This window comes from Streptomyces sp. NPDC006294, from assembly GCF_042870895.1.
GTDB lineage: Bacteria > Actinomycetota > Actinomycetes > Streptomycetales > Streptomycetaceae > Streptomyces.
Genome location: NZ_JBIAHV010000012.1, coordinates 204115 through 223110 on the forward strand (window position 1 = coordinate 204115; position 18996 = coordinate 223110).

Below are 18996 nucleotides of genomic sequence, written 5' to 3' on the forward strand. Positions count from 1 at the left end.
GCCGTGACCGGCCCGGTGAGACGCGGCTCACGCGCGTTCCCCTCCGCTCGCGCCAATGACCGGCGGGTGCGGGACGGACGGATACCGCGCCGGTGCGGCCCGGTGCGTGACGCCGGGCACATGCGGGCGAGGACGCCGCACGGCGCGTGTTAGCGTCCGCGCGTGACTCTTCCGGCCCCGCACGCGCGGACCTCGGACACCGCCGTGGCGGAGCCCGGGGTGGCCGACGTGCCTGCCGGGAGCGGCTTCGACCTGCTCGGCGAGGATTTCGTACGCGATCCGCACCCGTGGCTGGACGCCCTGCGCGCCGAGGCGCCCGTGCACCAGGATGCGGCGACGGGACTGTGGCTGGTCAGCCGCCACCAGGACGTGCGCCGGGTGTTGTCCGACCCCGCCGCCTTTCTGCCCGACAACGCGCAGCACGCGGTCGCCCCACTGCCCGTCGCCGTGCTGCGGACGCTCGCGAGAGCCGGCTTCACCCTCCCGCCCGCGCTGGCCAACAACGGCACCGAAAGTCACGCCGGGCTGCGCCGGCTGGTCAACCGGTTCTTCAACGCCCGGCGGGTCGAGGCCGCCGTGCCGGTGATCGAGCGCTGCGCCGAGGAGTTGCTGGACGCGGCGCGGGACCGGGTCGGCGCCGACGCGCGCTGCGACCTCTTCGCCGCCTACGCCCAGATCCTGCCGTGCCGGGTGCTGATGGAACTGCTCGGCATCCGGGGCGTCACGCCGGACACGCTGATCCGCTGGAGCGACGCGTCGCTGGAGCTGTTCTGGGGCCGGCCCTCGGCCGAGCGGCAGCTGGAACTCGCCCGTCTCGTCGGCGAGTTCCACCAATGGCTGACGGAGACCGTACGCGCTTCCGCCGCCACGTCCTCACCGGACTCGTTCGTCGGCGCGCTCTCCCGCCACCGGCTGCCCGACGGAGAAACGCTGGACACGGCGACCGCGGTCAGTGCCTGCTTCTTCGTCTTCATCGCCGGGCAGTCCACCACCGGCCAGCTGATCGCCACCGTGCTGCGCAGCGCGCTCGGCGAGCCGGGACTCTGGCCGCGCCCGGCGCACGAACCGGGCCTGGCCGAGGCGTGGGTGGAGGAGGTGCTGCGGCGCGAGCCGCCGGTGACCACCTGGCGCCGGGTCACGGCACGGCCGGTGGAACTGGCGAGCAGGCGACTTCCGGCGGGCGCGCCGCTGCTCCTCATGCTGATGGGCAGCGGTTCGGACCCGGCGGTGTTCGACGACCCGGAGCGGATGTGCCCGCAGCGGCCGAACGTCCGCCACCACCTGGCGTTCGGCGCCGGCCGGCACCGCTGTCCGGGCGCGTCGTTGGCACGTACGGAGGCGGCGATCGCCCTGCGGGCGGCGGCCCGCCGGCTGCCGGAGGTGCGGCTCACGCCGGAAGGGGCACGACCGCCGATGCTCGGCCTGTTGTCCTTCCGGGCGCCCCTGGAGGTCATGGTGGAGCGGCAGCCCGGTCGGTGAAGCCGCCGGTGAAACTGTCCGCGGCCGCGCTGCTCCTCGGGCCCCCGGGCGGTCCGCCGACCGAAGGCCGCGGCGTCAGGCGCAGGAGGAGCAGACGCCCCGGTAGGTGATCTCGGCCTCCGACACCGTGAAGCCGAACCGCTCATCCGCCGGGAGGTCGGCGAGCGGATCGCCGGCCGGGTGGACGTCCCGGATGGTGCCGCAGCGGGAGCAGATCAGGTGGTGGTGCGGCCGGTGCGCGTTGGGGTCGTAGCGCTTGGCGCGACCGTCGGTCGGAACCTCCAGGACCTCACCGAGCGAGACCAGTTCGCCCAGGGTGTTGTAGACGGTCGCCCGGGAGATCTCGGGAAGCAGCCGCGCCGCGCGGGCGTGCACCTCGTCGGCGGTGAGATGTACGTGGTCGCCGTCGAGGACCTCCGCGACGACGCGCCGCTGGGAGGTCACCCGCCAGCCGCGTCCTCGCAGTCGCTGCAGCAGGTCACTCATATCGGTTCACCTCTTCAGGCTCGGCGGAATACCCGAAGTTTACCGGCCGGTGTCCGGATCCCGATGGGATATGAAACGCGGAAACTTCTTGACCTGGACTGTGTCCATCGTAGGATCGGTTCCGGCAATGGCCAAGGGCACCGGAGCCTTCAGTACGGCAGGAGACTGAGACATGACAGGACCACCGCCGAGCAGTCGCACGGCGTTGCGGGACCGCGGCTGACGGCCGTTCACGTCATGCCGCCGACGGCCCTGCGAGCCGGGACCACTCCGCGTCGGCGTGGTCGCCCCGGTGTCGCTGTCCGTCGCGCACGCGGTGCGTCGCCGCGGACCGACGTCGAAGCCCTCCGCCCCCGCCCCCCGCGCAGAGAGCCGTACCCCCTCTCCGCGAGGAAGCCGTACCCCCTCCCTGTGAGGGGCGCCCCACGCCACGTCGGACCGGTCGGGCAAGCCGGGCCCCTCAAGGGGCTCACGGGCCCCGACCGTTCCACCGCCGGTGATTGCCGAGCATTACGATCCCGCCCCGCTCGAAAGGATTCCCATGTCCGAGAACCCGGATGCAATCGTCACAGACCCGAAGACGGAGGGCGGAGGGGGCGGCTGCCCGGTCGCGCACGGGCGCGCCCCGCACCCGACCCAGGGCGGCGGAAACCGCCAGTGGTGGTCGGAGCGGCTCAACCTGAAGATTCTCGCCAAGAACCCGGCCGTGGCGAACCCGCTCGGCGAGGAGTTCGACTACGCCGCGGCGTTCCAGTCCCTCGACCTCCCGGCCGTGAAGCGGGACATCGCGGAGGTGCTGACGACCTCCCAGGACTGGTGGCCCGCCGACTTCGGCCACTACGGCCCGTTCATGGTCCGGATGGCCTGGCACAGCGCGGGCACCTACCGGATAAGCGACGGCCGCGGCGGCGCCGGTGCGGGCCAGCAGCGCTTCGCCCCGCTCAACAGCTGGCCGGACAACGGAAACCTCGACAAGGCCCGCCGTCTGCTGTGGCCGGTCAAGAAGAAGTACGGCCGGGCGCTGTCCTGGGCCGACCTGATGATCCTCGCCGGCAACGTCGCCCTGGAGTCGATGGGCTTCGAGACCTTCGGCTTCGCCGGCGGCCGTGAGGACGTGTGGGAGCCCGAGGAGGACGTGTACTGGGGCCCCGAGTCGACGTGGCTCGGCGACGAGCGCTACACCGGCGACCGGGAGCTGGAGAGCCCGCTCGGCGCCGTGCAGATGGGTCTCATCTACGTCAACCCCGAGGGACCGAACGGCAATCCGGACCCGCTGGCCGCGGCCCGCGACATCCGTGAGACGTTCCGCCGGATGGCCATGAACGACGAGGAGACGGTCGCCCTCATCGCCGGCGGTCACACCTTCGGCAAGGCCCACGGCGCGGGCCCGGCCGACGCCGTCGGCCCCGCTCCCGAGGCCGCCCCGCTCGAGGAGCAGGGCCTCGGCTGGCGGAACAGCCACGGCACCGGCAAGGGCGGTGACACGATCACCAGCGGTCTCGAGGGAATCTGGACGAACACCCCGACCACCTGGGACAACAGCTTCTTCGAGATCCTGTTCGGCCACGAGTGGGAGCTGTTCAAGAGCCCCGCCGGCGCGCACCAGTGGCGGCCGAAGGACGGCGGCGGCGCGGGCACCGTTCCCGACGCCCACGACCCGTCGAAGACCCACGCCCCGACGATGCTGACGACCGACCTGTCGCTCCGCGTCGACCCGGCGTACGAGCAGATCTCGCGGCGCTTCCTCGAGAACCCCGACGAGTTCGCGGACGCCTTCGCCCGGGCGTGGTTCAAGCTCACCCACCGCGACATGGGCCCGATCGTGCGCTACCTCGGCCCGGAGGTCCCGAGCGAGACCCAGCTGTGGCAGGACCCGCTGCCCGAGGTCACGCACGAGCTCGTCGACGCCGGCGACATCGCCGACCTCAAGAGCCGCGTCCTCGCCACCGACCTGACGGTGTCGCAGCTCGTGTCCACCGCCTGGGCGTCGGCGTCGTCCTTCCGCGGCAGCGACAAGCGCGGCGGCGCCGACGGCGCGCGCATCCGCCTCCAGCCGCAGAACGGCTGGGAGGTCAACGAGCCCGACCGGCTCGCGACGGTGCTGCGCACCCTGGAGGGCGTCCAGGAGTCGTTCAACTCCGCGCAGACCGGGGGCAAGCGGATCTCGCTCGCCGACCTGATCGTGCTCGCCGGCGTCGCCGCCGTCGAGCAGGCCGCCAAGGACGCCGGCTTCGACGTCCGGGTGCCGTTCACGCCGGGCCGCGTGGACGCGACGCAGGAGCAGACCGACGTGGAGTCGTTCGCCGCGCTGGAGCCGACCGCGGACGGGTTCCGCAACTACCTCGGAAAGGGCAACCGGCTGCCGGCCGAGTACCTGCTGCTCGACCGGGCGAACCTGCTGACCCTCAGCGCCCCCGAGATGACGGTCCTCGTCGGCGGTCTGCGCGTGCTGGGCGCGAACCTCCAGCAGTCGCCGCTCGGCGTCTTCACCGAGTCCCCCGGGACGCTGACCAACGACTTCTTCGTCAACCTGCTCGACCTGGGCACGACGTGGCAGGCGACGTCCGAGGACGCGAACACCTTCGAGGGCCGCGACGACACGGGCCGGGTCAAGTGGACCGGCACCCGGGCCGACCTGGTCTTCGGGTCGAACTCGGAGCTGCGGGCCCTCGCGGAGGTCTACGCGAGCGACGACGCGAAGGAGAAGTTCGTCAACGACTTCGTCGCGGCGTGGGACAAGGTCATGAACCTGGACCGGTTCGACCTCGCCTGATCGTGAGGTCCGGGCCGGGCGGGGAACCGGCCGGCCCGGGACGTCTTCGGCGGGGCGGGGCCGCGATCTCGCGGCCCCGCCCCGCCGTTGCTTCGTCAGTGCTCGTACTGCGACATGCCGGCGCTACGACGGGACGGCGGCGGTGTCGGTGTGCGGCTCACCGCCCTCCGGCCGACCGCTCCCCGCCTCGTCCCTCTCGGGCCGATCGCTCTCCGGTTCGCCGGACGCGGGTTCGCCGGACGCGGGCCCGGACGCGTCGGGCTCCGGCGCGCCGGGCTCGGGCCGGCCGCTCGCGGGCTCCTCGGGCTCGGGCTCCCGCGGCGGGTCGGTCAGCTGCTCGCGCAGATAGTTCCAGACCACCGCGATCAGCGCGGCGACCGGTACGGCCAGCAGGCTGCCCACGACGCCGGCCAGGCTCCCGCCCAACGTCACCGCCAGCAGGATCACCGCCGCGTGCAGGCCCAGCCCGCGGCTCTGGATCATGGGCTGGAACACATTGCCCTCGAGCTGCTGCACCACGACGATGATCGCCAGCACGAGCAGCGCGTCCGTCAGTCCGTTCGACACCAGTGCGATGAGCACCGCGACCAGACCGGCGAACAGGGCGCCCACGATCGGCACGAACGCGGACACGAAGGTCAGCACCGCCAGCGGAAGCACCAGCGGGACGTCCAGGATCCACAGCCCGAGGCCGATGAAGACGGCGTCGAGCAGGCCGACGAACGCCTGGGACCGCACGAACGCGCCCAGGGTGTCCCAACTGCGCGCGGCCACGGCCGGGATGTCGGCGGCGAGCCGGCCGGGGAGCTGACGGGCCAGCCACGGCAGGAACCGCGGGCCGTCCTTGAGGAAGAAGAACATCAGGAAGAGCGCCAGGACGGCGGTGACCACACCGCTGAACACGGTGCCCACTCCCGAGACGACCGTGGTGACCATGCTGCCGACGCTGTCCTGGACGCGGGCGGTCGCGCTGTCGAGCGCCCCGGTGATCTGGTCGTCGCCGATGTTCAGCGGCGGTCCGGCGGCCCACTCGCGCAGCTGCTGGATGCCTGCCACCACACCGTGGGCGAGCTCGCCGGACTGGGAGGCCACCGGCACCGCGATCAGCGCCACGATGCCCGCGGTGACGGAGAGGAAGAGCAGGGTCACCACCGCGGCGGCCAGCGCGGGAGGCCATCCGTGCCCGCGCAGGAAGCGGGCCAGGGGCCAGGTCAGCGTCGTGAGGAACAACGCCACGACGAGCGGCCACACGACCGGCCACATCCGGCCGAGAAGCCAGAGGACAACCCCGGCCGCCACCAGGACCAGCAACAACTCGACGGAGACACGCGCCGACGCGCGGAGCGCGGCGCGTGTTCTCGTGGAACTCAACGTGGCAGACATGGAGTTCACCCTATTCATACTTCAGTCCCACCCATGTCCGGCCACCCACGGCGTACGGGGGCCCCGCCGGCGCCCCGTACCGCCGGTGTCCGGCCGTCCTACGGCGTGTACGGGGCGTCGCTGTGGCGGACCTCGACCATGGCGGGCTCCATGACCCGGTAGTCGGCGGTCCGTCTGAGCGTCACCACGGCCGCCGGATCGGGGCCCTCGCCCTTGCCCGAGTCACTGCCGGGTGTTTTCAAAGAGGCGGCAGGCTTCGGCCCCTTCGACCGCGGCCCGTCCGCGCCGTCTTCCGCGGGCTGGCACCCCACCGCGCCCGACGCCGGCGCGAGCGCGGCCGCCACCCCGCTCCCCGTCTCAGACACCTCCTGGATTCCCTTCACCGCAGGTCCCCCCTTTGTCCGCTTCGTACCGATCGCGTGCGCGGTCGGTACGTCGAAGACGCGCCATTTTCCACGATGGTTGCGGATACGGGGTGTTGTTGTCGGAGGCCGTGCCCGTACGGTCCGCAACCGGCCCGGGCGCCCGGAGACCTGCTTGCCGCCGAGGCCAGGTTGGCGCCGTCCCGGAGTCCGGGAAGCCCTGCGCGATGACGGTCGACGGGCCGAGACACGCCTCGCGGGTGACGAGGGCGCGCAACCCGGCCGGATCCGCCCGGATCCCGGCTCTGCCAGACTGCTCGGATGATCGTCAGAACAGCCGAAGAGCAGGACTTCCCCGGCTTCCTGGGCCTGGCCGCCCAGGTCGAGCACTGGTTCGGTCCGATGGTGGAGGACGCCGGCTTCCATGACGCCGTGCGGGAGCACATACGCCGGTCCATGGCGCTCGTCGCATTCTCCCCCGGCCGGCCGGAGCCCCTCGGCGGGCTGCTGTTCGGGGCCGAGGCGCCGACCTACCACGTCCACTGGCTCGTGGTCTGCGAGTCGGCGCGGGGCCAGGGCATCGGGCAGGCCCTGATGGCGGACTCCCTGCGGAGGTGGGTGCGCGGGCCCGCCACCGTCGAGGTGGTCACCTTCGGCGCCGGCCATCCGGGCGCCGTCGCCAGTGGTGCACGCGACTTCTACGAGCGTCTCGGCTTCACCCCTGCCGAGGCCACGGAGCCGGGACCGGAAGGCGGTTCGCGCCAGATCTTCCGGCGGGCCGTCGCCTGATCCGGCAGGCGAGGGTGCTGTCGGGGCCGTACGGGGACGCGCACGGCAAGGGTCCGTGCGAGCAGCCGTCCTGCTCCCGCCGGAGCGGGTGACCCGGGCGTGTCCGCGCAACGGCTCCGGGGAGCCGGAACCGGACACCCGTTCGCGCGCTAGCCCAATGGGGTATTCCGTGCTCCCCGGCTCCTCACCGCCCGCATGATCGGACTGGCCGCACGGTGACGCCGCGCACCACGGCCGGGGATCGCTCTCGGAGGGCAGGTGCATGACTCACACGAAGCAACAGGACCGGGGTCTGGACGAACGCGCCGTACTGGTGGCCGCCGGGCTGGCCGATCTGGCGCTGAGCACGATCGGGTCGGCGGCGGGCACGCTGCGTGGACTGCTGCGCCGCTCGGACACCGCCGACCTGGCACGCGATGTGGAGCAGGACCTCGAGGCGCGTGGCCGGATCGTACTGGACCGGTACGCGAGTGTGCCGCCCGCACACCTCGAAGTGCTCGCCCGGCTCGTGGTGGCACGGCAGACCGCTTTCCAGACCGCCGACAGCGGCGATGCCTGACCGATGGGCGTCCGACGGACGGGTCCCCGACCGCCGGGGGATGTCCGACCGGTGGGAGCCGGACGCGTTCAGGTCGCGCATCGACGACGTGCTCCGGGACTTCCTGGCCGAGGAGGCGGACCAGTTGCTGGCCGTCGACCCCGATCTGAAGCCGGTGGCCGCGCAGTTGCAGGGCGCGGCCGGCCACGGCAAGCGACTGCGGGCGGCCTTCTGCTACTGGGGCTGGCGGGCGGCCGGCCAGCCCGACAGCGAAGCCCTGGTACGAGCCGCGGCCTCGATGGAGCTGGTGCACGCCGCGGCGATCGTCCACGACGACCTCATCGACGACAGCCCGCTGCGGCACGGTCTGCCCACCGCACACGTCGCCCTGGAGGCGGCCCTGTGCGGCCGGCCCGAGGTCCGCCCCGCGGCGGCGCGCTCCCTGGCGTTACTGGTCGGCGACCATCTGATCGGCCTGGCAGGGCAGTTGTTCGCCACCAGTGGCCTGCCCTCCGCCTATCTCGCCCGCGCCCGCGCGTTGTGGGCCGCTCTCACCCGTGACCTGGTAGCCGGCGAGTGCCTGGAGATTCTGCGTACCGGCAGCCCTCCGGACACCGGCGCCTCGCTGAAGGTCGTCCGGTACAAGACCGCCAAGTACACCGTCGAGCAGCCCCTGCTCATCGGCGGCCTGCTGGCCGGCGCCGCCCCCGACCTGCGGGAGGGGCTCTCCGCCTACGGACTGCCGCTCGGTGAGGCGTTCCAGCTGCGCGACGACCTGCTCGGTCTCTTCGGCGACCCCGAGCGCACCGGCAAGGCGAACCTGGACGACCTGCGCACGCACCGGCCCACCGCGCTGCTCGCCGAGACGTGGAAGGCCGCCGACACCGCACAGCGCCGGCAACTGGGCCTCGTACTGGGCCGGCGCGACCTGGACGGCACACACCTGGACCGCGTCCGTGAGCTGATGGTGCGGCTGAAGTCGCCCGACCGGGTCGAGGAGATGATCCACGCGCGGGTGGAGCAGGCCGCCCGCGCCCTGGACGGCATCGACCTGCCACCCCAGGCGCGGCGGGCCCTGGGCGAGCTGGCCCGCCAGGTGGCCGACCGCCGCCACTGAACCCACCCCACCGTGCGCGACCGGCACCGTGAAGCCGGTCGGCCGGCTTCACTCCACGCCGGCCTGTGTGCCCGGCCGCCCCGAAGGAGATGCGATGACCTACACCGAGGCGTCGATGGACGCCCTGCGCCACAGCGGTGACGAGCTCGCCGACGCCGTCGTGGCCACCTTGTTCGAACGCGGCGAGGTCGGCACGTTCAACTCCCTGATGCGCTACGTCTCCACCGTCGGACAGGAGCTCCCCCAGGGCCTGCCCGAGGTGGCCCGCGAGTACCTCCACGCGACCGGCGCCCCGCCGTCCTGGGTCGACTGGAACGAGATGGAGCAGGCCCGGCTGTTCTTCGTCGACAACAATGTGCACATCTCCACCGCTCTGTCGTTCGCGGCCATGCCCGCCTGCTACGTCGTGCCGCATGTGGCGAAACTGCTGTCGGCCACGCACGGACTGAGCTACCCCTCCAGGCGGATGGCGGAGACGGGACAGTTCACCGTCTATCTGATGCAGCCCGACGCCTTCGAGGCCGGCAGCCGTTTCATCCCCGCAGCGCAGAAGGTCCGTCTGCTGCACGCCTCCATCCGCCACCACCTGAAGCGCGAGAACCGCTGGGACACCGGCGCGCTCGGTGTGCCGATCTGTCAGGAGGACGTGATCGGCGGGCAGATGTTCTTCTCCATGCTCGTCCTGGACAGCCTGCACCGCCTCGGCATCCACATGTCCGCCGAGGGCGCGGAGGCCTACTTCTACGCGTGGCGCGTCGTCGGCGCGATGCTCGGCGTCGACCAGGAGGCCGTACCGAAGGACCTCGCCGAGGCCCGCCGGTTCCTGGACCTGTACATGCTGCGGCACATGGGCCCCTCCCTTGAGGGCGCGCAGCTGACCCGCCGGCTGATCGACCTGTACGAGGAAGTCGTCCCCGGTACCTTCTTCGACCCCGTCGTCTCCGCCCTGATCCGCCATCTCGTCGGCGACACCTGCGCCGACTGGCTCGAAGTCCCCCGCACGGCCTGGGACACCGTCGTCAAGGCCGCGCCCGGTCTGCTCGGTGTGCTGGAGAGCATCGAGGACGGCTCACCTCTGGGGGCCTGGGCCCTGGACCGGCTGGGCCATCTCACGACCATGTTCGAACTGTCCACGCTCACCCGCGGCCGTGTCATGCACTACGCCATCCCCGAGCAGCTCAAGAAGGACTACGGCGTCTCCGGCGCGGTTCCGCGCACCCATCGCTGGACGCCGCCCCCGGCGACCGTCTCCTGAGGTCCGGGGCCCGCGAGTGCCGTCACCGGAGATCACCGGCTCCGCGTCGGGACCGTAAGTCGACACTTACGGTTGACTCCCGGCTTCAGTAAGCGCAGACTTACGGATATGGCTTCCGCTGCAACTGCGCTCGATGCTCTGGGCGACGCGTCACGGCGCGCGATCCTCGAGCGGCTCGTCGACGGCCCGGTGCCCGTGGGGGTGCTGGCGGACCGGCTGCCCATCTCGCGGCCGGCCGTCTCCCAGCATCTGCGCGTGCTCAAGCAGGCAGAGCTGGTCACCGAGACGTCGGCGGGCACCCGCCGCCTGTACCGGATCAACCCGGCGGGCCTCGACGCGCTGCGCGGCTATCTCGACGGCCTGTGGTCGACGACGCTGGACAACTTCGCCGCGCTCGCCGAGGCGGAAGCGGCTTCGGACGCGGCCTCTGCGCAAGGAGATCCGACATGACATCCCAGCCGACCACCGAAGTCGTGGTGCGCCGTTCGGTGAGTGTGCCGCTCGCCGCGGAGAAGGCGTTCGAACTGTTCACCGGCCGGATGACGGAGTTCTGGCCGTCGGAGCACTCGATCGGCTCCGCCGAGATCGCCGAGGTCGTCGTGGAGCCGCGCGAGGGCGGGCGCTGGTTCGAGCGCGGCGTGGACGGCAGCGAGTGCGAGTGGGGCAGGGTGGCCCAGTGGTCGCCGCCCGGCCGCCTGGTGCTGCTGTGGCAGATCAACGCCCGGTGGACGTACGACCCGTCGCTGGTCACCGAGGTCGAGGTGGACTTCGTCGAGGAGGCCGCGGGGCGGACCCGTCTCGAGCTCGCCCACCGCCATCTGGAGCGCTACGGCGAGCAGGCCGGCATGATGCGCCAGGTCTTCGGCTCCCCCGGCGGCTGGGCGGGCACGCTGAACCGGTTCGCCGCACTCACCGGCTGATCAAGAGCTCCACACCCGGACGACGGCGCGCCCCCGCGGTCACGCCGACGCCCGGGCAGCCTCCACGATGCCGTCCACGGCGCGGCTGATGCGCGCCGCGGCACGCTGCGGGTCGTCCGGCCGGCCGGCGTCCAGCCAGCCGATGACCGCCTCCACGGTGAACGCCGGGATCACCCGCGCCGCCCAGTCCAGCCACGGCCCCTCGGGGATGAGCTGCGCCAGGTTGCGCCGGGCGACCTCGGCCGAGGCCTCCGTGATGCTGTCCACCAGGTCGCGGAACTCCGGCTCACGGGCGGCGTGGCTGAACAGCAGCCGGAAGGCGTCCGCGTCGGAGTCGGCCGCGCCGATGAGCGCGGGGATGGACGAGCCGTCGAAGTCGTCCGTCCCCACCGTGCCCGCCACCCGCTCGCAGGCCCGGTCCAGGGCCGCCCGGTACATGTCGGCCTTCGACTCGAAGTGCCGGTAGAGCAGCACGCGTGTGATGCCCGCCTCCGCCGCGACGTCGTCCAGGCCCGTGCTCGCGAAGCCCGCGCGGGCGAAGGCGCGCGTCGCGGCGTCGAGGATCTGCTCTCGCCGCTCCGCCCGCTTCATCCGCTTCACGGGCCCGGCCGCGGCGGCCTCGTTGTCGGCGGCTGCCATGACCCCACCTCTCTTGTTTACGTGCAAGTATACAACTACGCTTGTTTAAGTCCGCGTATACAAATCTGCGTCTACGAGGGAGTCTCCCATGACCGCCCAACTGCCCTTCGACCAGCCCGGCCCCCTCCAGGCGCCCCCGCTGCTGCGCCGGCTCCAGGCCGAGGGCCCGGTGCACAGGGTCCGCACCCGGGTGGGGGACGAGGCATGGCTGGTCACCCGCTACGACGACGTACGCGCCCTGCTCGACGACGACCGGCTCGGGCGCTCCCACCCCGATCCCGAACACGCGGCCCGATCCAGCGAGTCGGCCCTGTTCGGCGGCCCGCTGGGCGACCACACGACCGAGGAGACCGACCACCGGCGGATGCGCTCCCTGCTGCAGCCCCATTTCTCCCCACGCCTGATGCGAGCCTTCCGCCACCGCGTCGAGGCGCTGACCGCGGAGCTGCTCGACGACCTCGCGCGACAGCCGCAGCCCGCCGACCTCCATACGCATCTGGCCCTGCCCCTGCCGATCCTGGCGATCTGCGAACTGCTCGGAGTCCCCTACGAGGACCGGGAACGGTTCCGCGCCTGGACGCGGGCCGCGGCGGACATCAACGACAGGGCCCGGTCCGAACAAGGGCTGGGAGACCTCTTCGCGTACGGCCAGAGCCTCGTCGCCGCCAAGCGCCGTACGCCGGGTGAGGACGTGATCTCCCGGCTCTGCGCGACCGACGGCGTCGGCGACGACGAGATCGCCATGCTGTCGATGGCCCTGCTGTTCGCCGGCCACGAGACCACCGTCGTCCAACTCGGCCTGGGCGCCGTGCTCCTGCTCAGCGACCGGAGCCAGTGGCAGGCGCTGACCGAGGATGCTTCGCTCGTCCCGGGGGCGGTGGAGGAGATCCTGCGCGCACCGGCCAAGGGCGGCGGCGGCATACCGCGCTACGCGCGCACCGACCTGGAGATCGGCGGTGTCACCGCCCCGGCCGGCAGCCTCGTGATGCTCGACAACGGCGCCGCCAATCATGACGCCGCCGTGTTCGAGGACCCGGACCGGTTCGACGTCGCCCGCCCCGCGGCGGCGTCCCACCTCACCTTCGGGCACGGCGCCCGCTACTGCGTCGGCGCACCGCTGGCCCGTACGGAACTGCAGGTCGCCTTCGCGCAACTCCTCGACAGGTTCCCCGACATGCGACTCGCCGTGGACGTCGACGACCTCACCGTGCGGAAGGACACTCTCACGGGCGGCATCGTCGCCCTGCCCGTCGTGTGGTGACCGCGGGACCGGCACCGGGATATTCGGTGGCGGGACGGCCTCGGCGGCGCCGAGGATCACGCCATGGGCTTCTTCCTGCGAACCGAGCGGATGGCGCTGCGGCCGTTCACCGCCGACGACACGGACCGGCTGGTCGACCTGGACAGTGATCCCGAGGTGATGCGGTACATCAACGGCGGTCGCCCCACGCCCCGGGACGCCGTCCGCACCGTGCAACTGCCACGCCTCCTCCACCGCCATCCATGCACCGGGACCCGCGGTTTCTGGGCCGCGGAGACCAGGGACACGCAGACGTTTCTCGGCTGGTTCGAACTCCGCCCTCTGGACGACGACAGTCCGGCGGTGGTCGAGCTCGGCTACCGTCTGCGCCGGGCGGCGTGGGGCCACGGATACGCCACGGAGGGCTCGCGGGCCCTGATCCGCGAGGGGTTCACCGAGCTGGGCGTCGAGCGGGTGACCGCGAGCACGATGGCGGTCAACGCCGGTTCACGGCGGGTGATGGAGAAGTCGGGGCTGGCGTATGTCCGCACCTATTTCGAGGACTGGCCGGAAACCATCCCCGGCTCCGAGCACGGCGAGGTCGAGTACGCGCTGACGAAGAGCGGCTGGGAGGAGCGGATGTCGCGCCGCACCGGCTGAGACACCCACCGGGCGGCGGCCCGGGGCGCCGGGCCGCCGCCACCGTGGCCCCCAGCTCGTGGCCCACCTCGATCAGCGGCCCCCACTCCTTTGGGGACGGGTTGGTGTTGTCCACGGCCACCGGTTTCCCCGCGGTCAGGGCATCCGCCACGAGGCGCATCTGCCGCCGCTGCTTGTTCCTGGCCGTGCGGGGGAACAGGTCCTTGCTCACCAGGGCGTGGTCGGTGGCGAGCCGCTGCCGGTAGAAGGTCGACTTGCCCGCGGCCTGCAGCCCTACCAGCACCGCGACTTCGAGCCCGCGTCCGTCCACGGCCATCGCGTCCCGCTCCTGTCCCTCCGGTACGGTGGCCGACCCGCCCGCCACCGCGCCCCCACGGCGCGCCGCTCGCCGGTGACGCGGCCGTGGGGTGCGTCGCGCTCCCGCCGCCGGGCGCCAGGGGCCGGTCAGCCGCCGATGCGGGTACGCAGCAGCTGCTTGCCCATCTCGGCGCCCTTGCGGCTGTCGGCCTGGGCCTTGCGGAACAGCTCGGCGACGTCGCTGTCGCCGTCGCGGTCCGCGTCCTGGATGTACGTCTCCAGCCGCAGGGCGTTGTTCAGGCAGCTCTCGACGTACCAGATCAGGTTGTAGTCCTTGTCCTTGGTACCTGTGACCCCGCCGGTTTCGGTGGTGCTGGCCATGCTGGACCCGCCTTTCGGTGTCGTGGATCGGGTGGCGCCCGCACCCGGCCGGCGCTCCACCCCGGGACAGTCCCGACCGTAGCGGCGTGGCGGGGCCCGGCCGGAGCAGCGGCGCTGGGCGGCCGGGCCGTTCACACCAACGGCTGTGTCCTGCCTCCTCTGCGCCGGTTCAAAGGCTCTCCCGCAGCGCCGTGTCCGCGGCCGGCGGGCCGGTCACGGAGACCTGGGCGGGACGCAGGAGATGGTCCCCGACGCGGTATCCGTGCCGGAACACCTCCGTGCAGACGGCCTGGGCCGCGTCGTCGGACGATGCGTAGGCAAGCGCTTCGTGGGTCCGCGGATCGAAGGGCTCCCCCGGTTCTCCGACCGTACGCAGGCCGAGCGCCCCCAGTTGTTCGTCGAACACCTCGGCCACCGCGTCGATTCCGCCGTCGGGTCCCTGCTTGCGCGCCCCTTCGAACGCGTCGAGGACGGGAAGCAGCCCTGCCAGGACATTGGTCACGGCGATCTCCCGGATCGCCAGCCGGTCCCGCCGCACGCGCTTGCGGTAGTTGTCGTACTCGGCCTTCACGCGTTGCAGATCGGCCGTCAGTTCGGCGTTCGCCCGGCGCAGCCCGGCCGACTCGGTCCGCGCACGCCGCAGTTCGGCGGATTCCGGCCCGCCGGGCGCGTGGGTTCCCCGCCCGGCCGGCGCCTCGTGCGGCGGGGGCGCGGCTGGCTCGGCCGGGCGGCGCGGCTGGAGGGTGACCGGGTCGATCCTGCGGCGGTCGCGGATCACGACGGGTGGCCGCCGGTCCGATGCGTTCCTGACGTCGGGGTCCTGGCTCATCCGGTGCCTCCCTTCTCCTCGTCGTCGTCCACGATCTCCGCGTCGACGACCTGGTCGTCCCGGTCCTCCGCCGCCGAGGCCGGGCCGGTGCCCGCCGTCCCGGCCGTACCGGCGCCCGCGCCCTCGGTCTGCGCCTGGGCGTACAGCGCGGACCCGATCCGCTGGGCGGTCGCGGTGGCCTTCTCGGTGGCGGCGCGGATCTCGGCGGTGTCCTCGCCCTTGAGCTTCTCCTTGACCTCCGCCAGGGCCGCCTCGGTCTCGGACCGTACGTCGTCGGGGATCTTGTCGCGGTTGTCCTGGAGCAGCTTCTCCGTCTGGTAGACGGTGCCCTCGGCCTGGTTGCGGGTCTCCGCTGCCTCCTTGCGTCGGCGGTCGTCCTCCGCGTGCTGCTCCGCCTCCCGGACCATGCGGTCGATGTCCTGCTTCGGCAGCGAGGAGCCGCCGGTGACGGTCATCTTCTGCTCCCTGCCGGTGGCGAGGTCCTTCGCGGTCACGTGCATGATGCCGTTGGCGTCGATGTCGAAGGCGACCTCGACCTGCGGGACGCCGCGGGGGGCCGGCGGCAGACCGGTCAGCTCGAACACCCCGAGCTTCTTGTTGTACGCCGCGATCTCGCGCTCGCCCTGGTAGACCTGGATCTGCACGGACGGCTGGTTGTCCTCGGCCGTCGTGAAGATCTCGGACCGCTTGGTCGGGATCGTGGTGTTGCGCTCGATGAGCTTGGTCATGATGCCGCCCTTGGTCTCGATACCGAGGGACAGCGGAGTCACGTCCAGGAGCAGGACGTCCTTGACCTCACCCTTGAGGACACCGGCCTGCAGCGCGGCGCCGATCGCGACGACCTCGTCCGGGTTCACACCCTTGTGCGGGTCCTTGCCGGTCAGTTCCTTGACCAGTCCGGTCACCGCCGGCATCCGCGTCGAGCCGCCGACCAGGATCACATGGTCGATGGCCGTCACATCGATCCCGGCGTCCTTGATCGCGTTGTGGAACGGGGCCTTGCAGCGCTCGAGCAGATCGGCCGTGAGCTGCTCGAACTGGGCGCGCGTCAGCTTCTCGTCCAGGTGCAGCGGGCCCTCGGCGGAGGCCGTGATGTACGGCAGGTTGATCGAGGTCTCGGTGGACGAGGACAGCTCGATCTTGGCCTTCTCCGCGGCCTCGCGCAGACGCTGGAGCGCCATCCTGTCCTTGGACAGGTCGATGCCGTGGCCGTTCTTGAACTGCTTGACCAGATGGTCGACGATCCGCTGGTCCCAGTCGTCACCGCCGAGGTGCGTGTCGCCGTTGGTCGCCTTCACCTCGACCAGCCCCTCGCCGATCTCCAGCAGCGAGACGTCGAAGGTGCCGCCGCCGAGGTCGAAGACGAGGATCGTCTGGTCGTTCTCCTTGTCCAGGCCGTACGCCAGGGCGGCCGCGGTCGGTTCGTTGATGATCCGCAGCACCTTCAGGCCGGCGATCTCACCGGCCTCCTTCGTCGCGGTGCGCTGGCTGTCGTTGAAGTACGCCGGGACGGTGATCACCGCGTCGGTGACATCCTCGCCGAGATACGCCTCCGCGTCACGCTTCAGCTTCTGCAGGACCCGGGCCGAGATCTCCTGCGTGGTGTACTGCTTGCCGTCGATGTCCCCGGACTCCGGGAAGCGCCACTGGGTCTCGCCGATGTGCCGCTTGACGGAGCGTGCGGTGCGGTCGACGTTGGTCACCGCCTGGCGCTTGGCGAGCTCACCGACGAGCACGTCGCCGTTCTTGGCGAACGCCACCACCGACGGTGTGGTCCTGGCGCCCTCCGTGTTCGCGATGACCGCCGGTTCACCGCCCTCCAGGACACAGACCACGGAGTTCGTGGTTCCCAGATCGATTCCGACTGCTCGGGCCATGGCCGCCTCCTCAAGGTTGCCACCGCGGATCTGCCGTCCCCTCCTACATAAAACTTGAGTGCCCTGGAGTCAAGTAGCGCCCCGGAGGACCGGTTCCGGGACGCGTCCCGGTCAGCCGCCTTCCCCCTGAAGGGGCAGCCGGCCGCCGGAGGCCACGGGATCGGGCCGCTCGGCGACGGGCGTCTCCAGCCTGGGCGCCGCTTCGGCCTCCTCCTCCTTCTCCTCCGTCTCCGTCCGGTCCCTCTCCGGCCCGCCCGTGAGCGAACCGAGCGCGTCCGCCGGCATCTCGGCGCGCTGCTGCTGATCGCGTTCCCGCGGGGTGGACCGTTCCAGGAAGCGCAGCAGCTCGACCGGGAAGGGCAGGACCAGGGTCGAGTTCTTCTCGGCGGCGACCGCCACGACGGTCTGCAGCAGCCGCAGTTGCAGGGCGGCAGGCTCGTCGGCCATCGCACCGGCCGCCTCCGCCAGCTTCTTCGACGCCTGCAGCTCGGCGTCGGCGTTGATGACGCGCGCCCGCCGTTCGCGGTCCGCCTCGGCCTGCCGGGCCATCGACCGCTTCATGGTCTCCGGCAGGGAGACGTCCTTGATCTCCACCCGGTCGATGGTGACGCCCCACTCGACGGCGGGGCTGTCCATCATGAGCTCCAGGCCCTCATTGAGCTTCTCCCGGTTCGAGAGCAGATCGTCGAGATCGCTCTTGCCCAGGATCGACCGCAGCGAGGTCTGCGCCATCTGGGAGACCGCGAACCGGTAGTCCTCGACCCGGATGATCGCGTCGGCCGGGTCGACCACCTTGAAGTAGATGACCGCGTCCACCCGGACCGTGACGTTGTCCCGCGTGATGCCGTCCTGCGCGGGCACCGGCATGGTCACGATCTGCATGTTCACTTTGCGCATCCGGTCCACGCCCGGAATGATCATGGTGAATCCCGGCATGCGTATCCCGCCGTGCAGCCGCCCGAAGCGCAGGACCACCCCTCGCTCGTACTGCTTCACCACCCGGGCGGCAGCCGCCACGTACGCCACCACACCGGAGCCCGCCAGGGCCAACGCTGTCAGCAGATCCTCCACCATGACAGCCACCTCCTCCAGGAACAGGGGCCCATTTCCGGGATATACCCCTTTTGCCAGCCCTTGACCCGATCGGCGGACAGTGGATCGGGACCTGGGGGCAGGCCGCGGTGCGCCGACGACGCGGCGAGGCCCGAGCCCTCGAACACCGCCCACGTCCCGGCGGGCACGGTGAGGCTGTCCATGTCCTCGAGGACGTCGGCCCCGGTCGCGACCCCGTGGTAGTAGTCGAGCTCGGTCCCCCCCGCACGGCTCTCGTCGATGTTGACGCTGACGTTCAGCGGGCCGCTCGGTTCCTGGTCCGACAGCGCCTCCATGCGCTGCCGGGTCTCCTCCCCGATGCCGCGCATGAAGGCGACGATCGCCGGGTTCATCCCCTCGTGGACGAGCGGCACCCGTGCTTTCTCGCCCACCACCCGGAATTCGTCCTTCTCCACGACCCGGTACCGCATGCTCGTACTCCCTTCGACGACGAGGCGGAAGGACATCCGGGGCTGCGCGTTCAGCGTCGCGCCGGGCCTCGCCCGGACCCACGCCGTGCACGGCACGGAAGGCGCGCGCGAAGGACTCGCCCGAGCCGTAGCCGTACCGCACCGCGATCTCCAGCAACGTCCGCCGCCCGTCGAGCACTTCGGCCCCCGCGACGGTGAGCCGCCGGCGGCGGACGTACTCCGACAGCGGCATGCCCGCCGGCGCGGAGAACAGCCGCCGGAAGTGGTACTCCGACGTGACGGCGATCCGCGCCAGCTCCGTTACCTCGACGCGCTGGTCGAGACGCTGCTCGAGGTACTCCATCGCCTCGTTCAGGCGCTCCAGCACTCCGGTCTCCTTCCCTTACGACCACGACGCTACGGAGCGCCCACCATGGCGGACCCGACATCCTGTGCCCGGTCCGGTCGG

Annotated in this window: 18 protein-coding genes and 2 pseudogenes; 10 read left to right on the plus strand and 10 right to left on the minus strand. The window is 71.7% G+C overall.

All coding sequences use genetic code 11. The features are described 5' to 3' along the window. Positions 1-162: 162 nt before the first annotated feature. Positions 163-1479, plus strand: coding sequence for a cytochrome P450 (locus ACFYOP_RS22715; protein WP_356893089.1), 1317 nt, complete (start codon positions 163-165; stop codon positions 1477-1479). 75 nt (positions 1480-1554) lie between these two features. Here ACFYOP_RS22715 and ACFYOP_RS22720 read toward each other — a convergent pair whose 3' ends face one another. Beyond that, positions 1555-1965 carry a transcriptional repressor gene (locus ACFYOP_RS22720; protein ID WP_356893087.1) on the minus strand — a complete coding sequence of 137 codons (411 nt, stop codon included), beginning with the start codon at positions 1963-1965 and terminating at the stop codon, positions 1555-1557. Between the two features lie 541 nt (positions 1966-2506). On the opposite strand from ACFYOP_RS22720, the gene katG reads away from it, so the two are divergent. Then, positions 2507-4738, plus strand: coding sequence for a catalase/peroxidase HPI (gene katG / locus ACFYOP_RS22725; RefSeq protein WP_356893085.1), 2232 nt, complete (start codon positions 2507-2509; stop codon positions 4736-4738). Positions 4739-4861: 123 nt separating this feature from the next. On the opposite strand, the gene ACFYOP_RS22730 is transcribed toward katG, so the two are convergent. Both ACFYOP_RS22730 and ACFYOP_RS22735 read right to left on the minus strand, forming a co-directional pair. Beyond that, positions 4862-6121 carry an AI-2E family transporter gene (locus tag ACFYOP_RS22730; protein WP_356893083.1) on the minus strand — a complete coding sequence of 420 codons (1260 nt, stop codon included), beginning with the start codon at positions 6119-6121 and terminating at the stop codon, positions 4862-4864. A gap of 98 nt (positions 6122-6219) precedes the next feature. Next, entirely contained in the window at positions 6220-6486 is a 267-nt protein-coding gene (locus ACFYOP_RS22735; RefSeq protein WP_356893081.1) for a hypothetical protein, read from the minus strand. Between the two features lie 318 nt (positions 6487-6804). On the opposite strand from ACFYOP_RS22735, the gene ACFYOP_RS22740 reads away from it, so the two are divergent. The 6 genes from ACFYOP_RS22740 to ACFYOP_RS22765 all read left to right on the plus strand — a co-directional run bounded on the left by ACFYOP_RS22740 (position 6805) and on the right by ACFYOP_RS22765 (position 11102). Continuing rightward, complete coding sequence (locus ACFYOP_RS22740) at positions 6805-7272, plus strand: GNAT family N-acetyltransferase (RefSeq protein ID WP_356893079.1); 468 nt, start codon at positions 6805-6807, stop codon at positions 7270-7272. Between the two features lie 262 nt (positions 7273-7534). Continuing rightward, positions 7535-7831 (plus strand): polyprenyl synthetase, encoded by a 297-nt coding sequence (locus tag ACFYOP_RS22745; RefSeq protein ID WP_356893077.1) that lies wholly within the window; start codon positions 7535-7537, stop codon positions 7829-7831. 40 nt (positions 7832-7871) lie between these two features. After that, positions 7872-8927: a polyprenyl synthetase family protein gene (locus ACFYOP_RS22750; protein ID WP_356893075.1), complete on the plus strand. Its 1056-nt coding sequence runs from the start codon at positions 7872-7874 to the stop codon at positions 8925-8927. Between the two features lie 94 nt (positions 8928-9021). Further along, the gene (locus ACFYOP_RS22755) at positions 9022-10182 is read left to right on the plus strand and encodes an oxygenase MpaB family protein (protein ID WP_356893073.1); all 1161 of its coding nucleotides are present in this window, start codon (positions 9022-9024) and stop codon (positions 10180-10182) included. A 108-nt stretch (positions 10183-10290) separates the two neighbouring features. Continuing rightward, positions 10291-10632, plus strand: a complete 342-nt coding sequence (locus ACFYOP_RS22760; protein ID WP_356893071.1) for a metalloregulator ArsR/SmtB family transcription factor — start codon at positions 10291-10293, stop codon at positions 10630-10632. Beyond that, entirely contained in the window at positions 10629-11102 is a 474-nt protein-coding gene (locus ACFYOP_RS22765; protein WP_356893069.1) for an SRPBCC family protein, read from the plus strand. Before ACFYOP_RS22760 ends, ACFYOP_RS22765 begins: the two co-directional genes overlap by 4 nt. A 39-nt stretch (positions 11103-11141) precedes the next feature. Here ACFYOP_RS22765 and ACFYOP_RS22770 read toward each other — a convergent pair whose 3' ends face one another. Next, positions 11142-11741, minus strand: coding sequence for a TetR family transcriptional regulator (locus tag ACFYOP_RS22770; protein ID WP_356893067.1), 600 nt, complete (start codon positions 11739-11741; stop codon positions 11142-11144). An 88-nt stretch (positions 11742-11829) separates the two neighbouring features. On the opposite strand from ACFYOP_RS22770, the gene ACFYOP_RS22775 reads away from it, so the two are divergent. Then, positions 11830-13002 (plus strand): cytochrome P450, encoded by a 1173-nt coding sequence (locus ACFYOP_RS22775; protein ID WP_356893065.1) that lies wholly within the window; start codon positions 11830-11832, stop codon positions 13000-13002. 63 nt (positions 13003-13065) lie between these two features. After that, on the plus strand, positions 13066-13641 hold the full coding sequence (locus tag ACFYOP_RS22780; protein WP_356893063.1) for a GNAT family N-acetyltransferase: 576 nt from the start codon (positions 13066-13068) through the stop codon (positions 13639-13641). A 94-nt stretch (positions 13642-13735) separates the two neighbouring features. Here the strand turns inward: ACFYOP_RS22780 and ACFYOP_RS22785 are convergent. From ACFYOP_RS22785 to ACFYOP_RS22810, 6 genes and pseudogenes are all read right to left on the minus strand, one after another. Continuing rightward, a pseudogene (locus tag ACFYOP_RS22785) lies at positions 13736-13957 on the minus strand (AAA family ATPase); the annotation flags it as partial. A 128-nt stretch (positions 13958-14085) separates the two neighbouring features. Continuing rightward, on the minus strand, positions 14086-14319 hold the full coding sequence (locus tag ACFYOP_RS22790; protein ID WP_356893061.1) for a hypothetical protein: 234 nt from the start codon (positions 14317-14319) through the stop codon (positions 14086-14088). Positions 14320-14488: 169 nt separating this feature from the next. Beyond that, entirely contained in the window at positions 14489-15148 is a 660-nt protein-coding gene (gene grpE, locus ACFYOP_RS22795; protein ID WP_356893059.1) for a nucleotide exchange factor GrpE, read from the minus strand. Continuing rightward, entirely contained in the window at positions 15145-17025 is a 1881-nt protein-coding gene (gene dnaK, locus ACFYOP_RS22800) for a molecular chaperone DnaK (protein WP_356893057.1), read from the minus strand. Before dnaK ends, grpE begins: the two co-directional genes overlap by 4 nt. A gap of 111 nt (positions 17026-17136) precedes the next feature. Beyond that, positions 17137-18099 (minus strand): slipin family protein, encoded by a 963-nt coding sequence (locus tag ACFYOP_RS22805; protein WP_356893055.1) that lies wholly within the window; start codon positions 18097-18099, stop codon positions 17137-17139. Continuing rightward, a pseudogene (locus ACFYOP_RS22810) lies at positions 18081-18915 on the minus strand (helix-turn-helix domain-containing protein). Before ACFYOP_RS22810 ends, ACFYOP_RS22805 begins: the two are co-directional and overlap by 19 nt. Between the last annotated feature and the right edge of the window lie 81 nt (positions 18916-18996).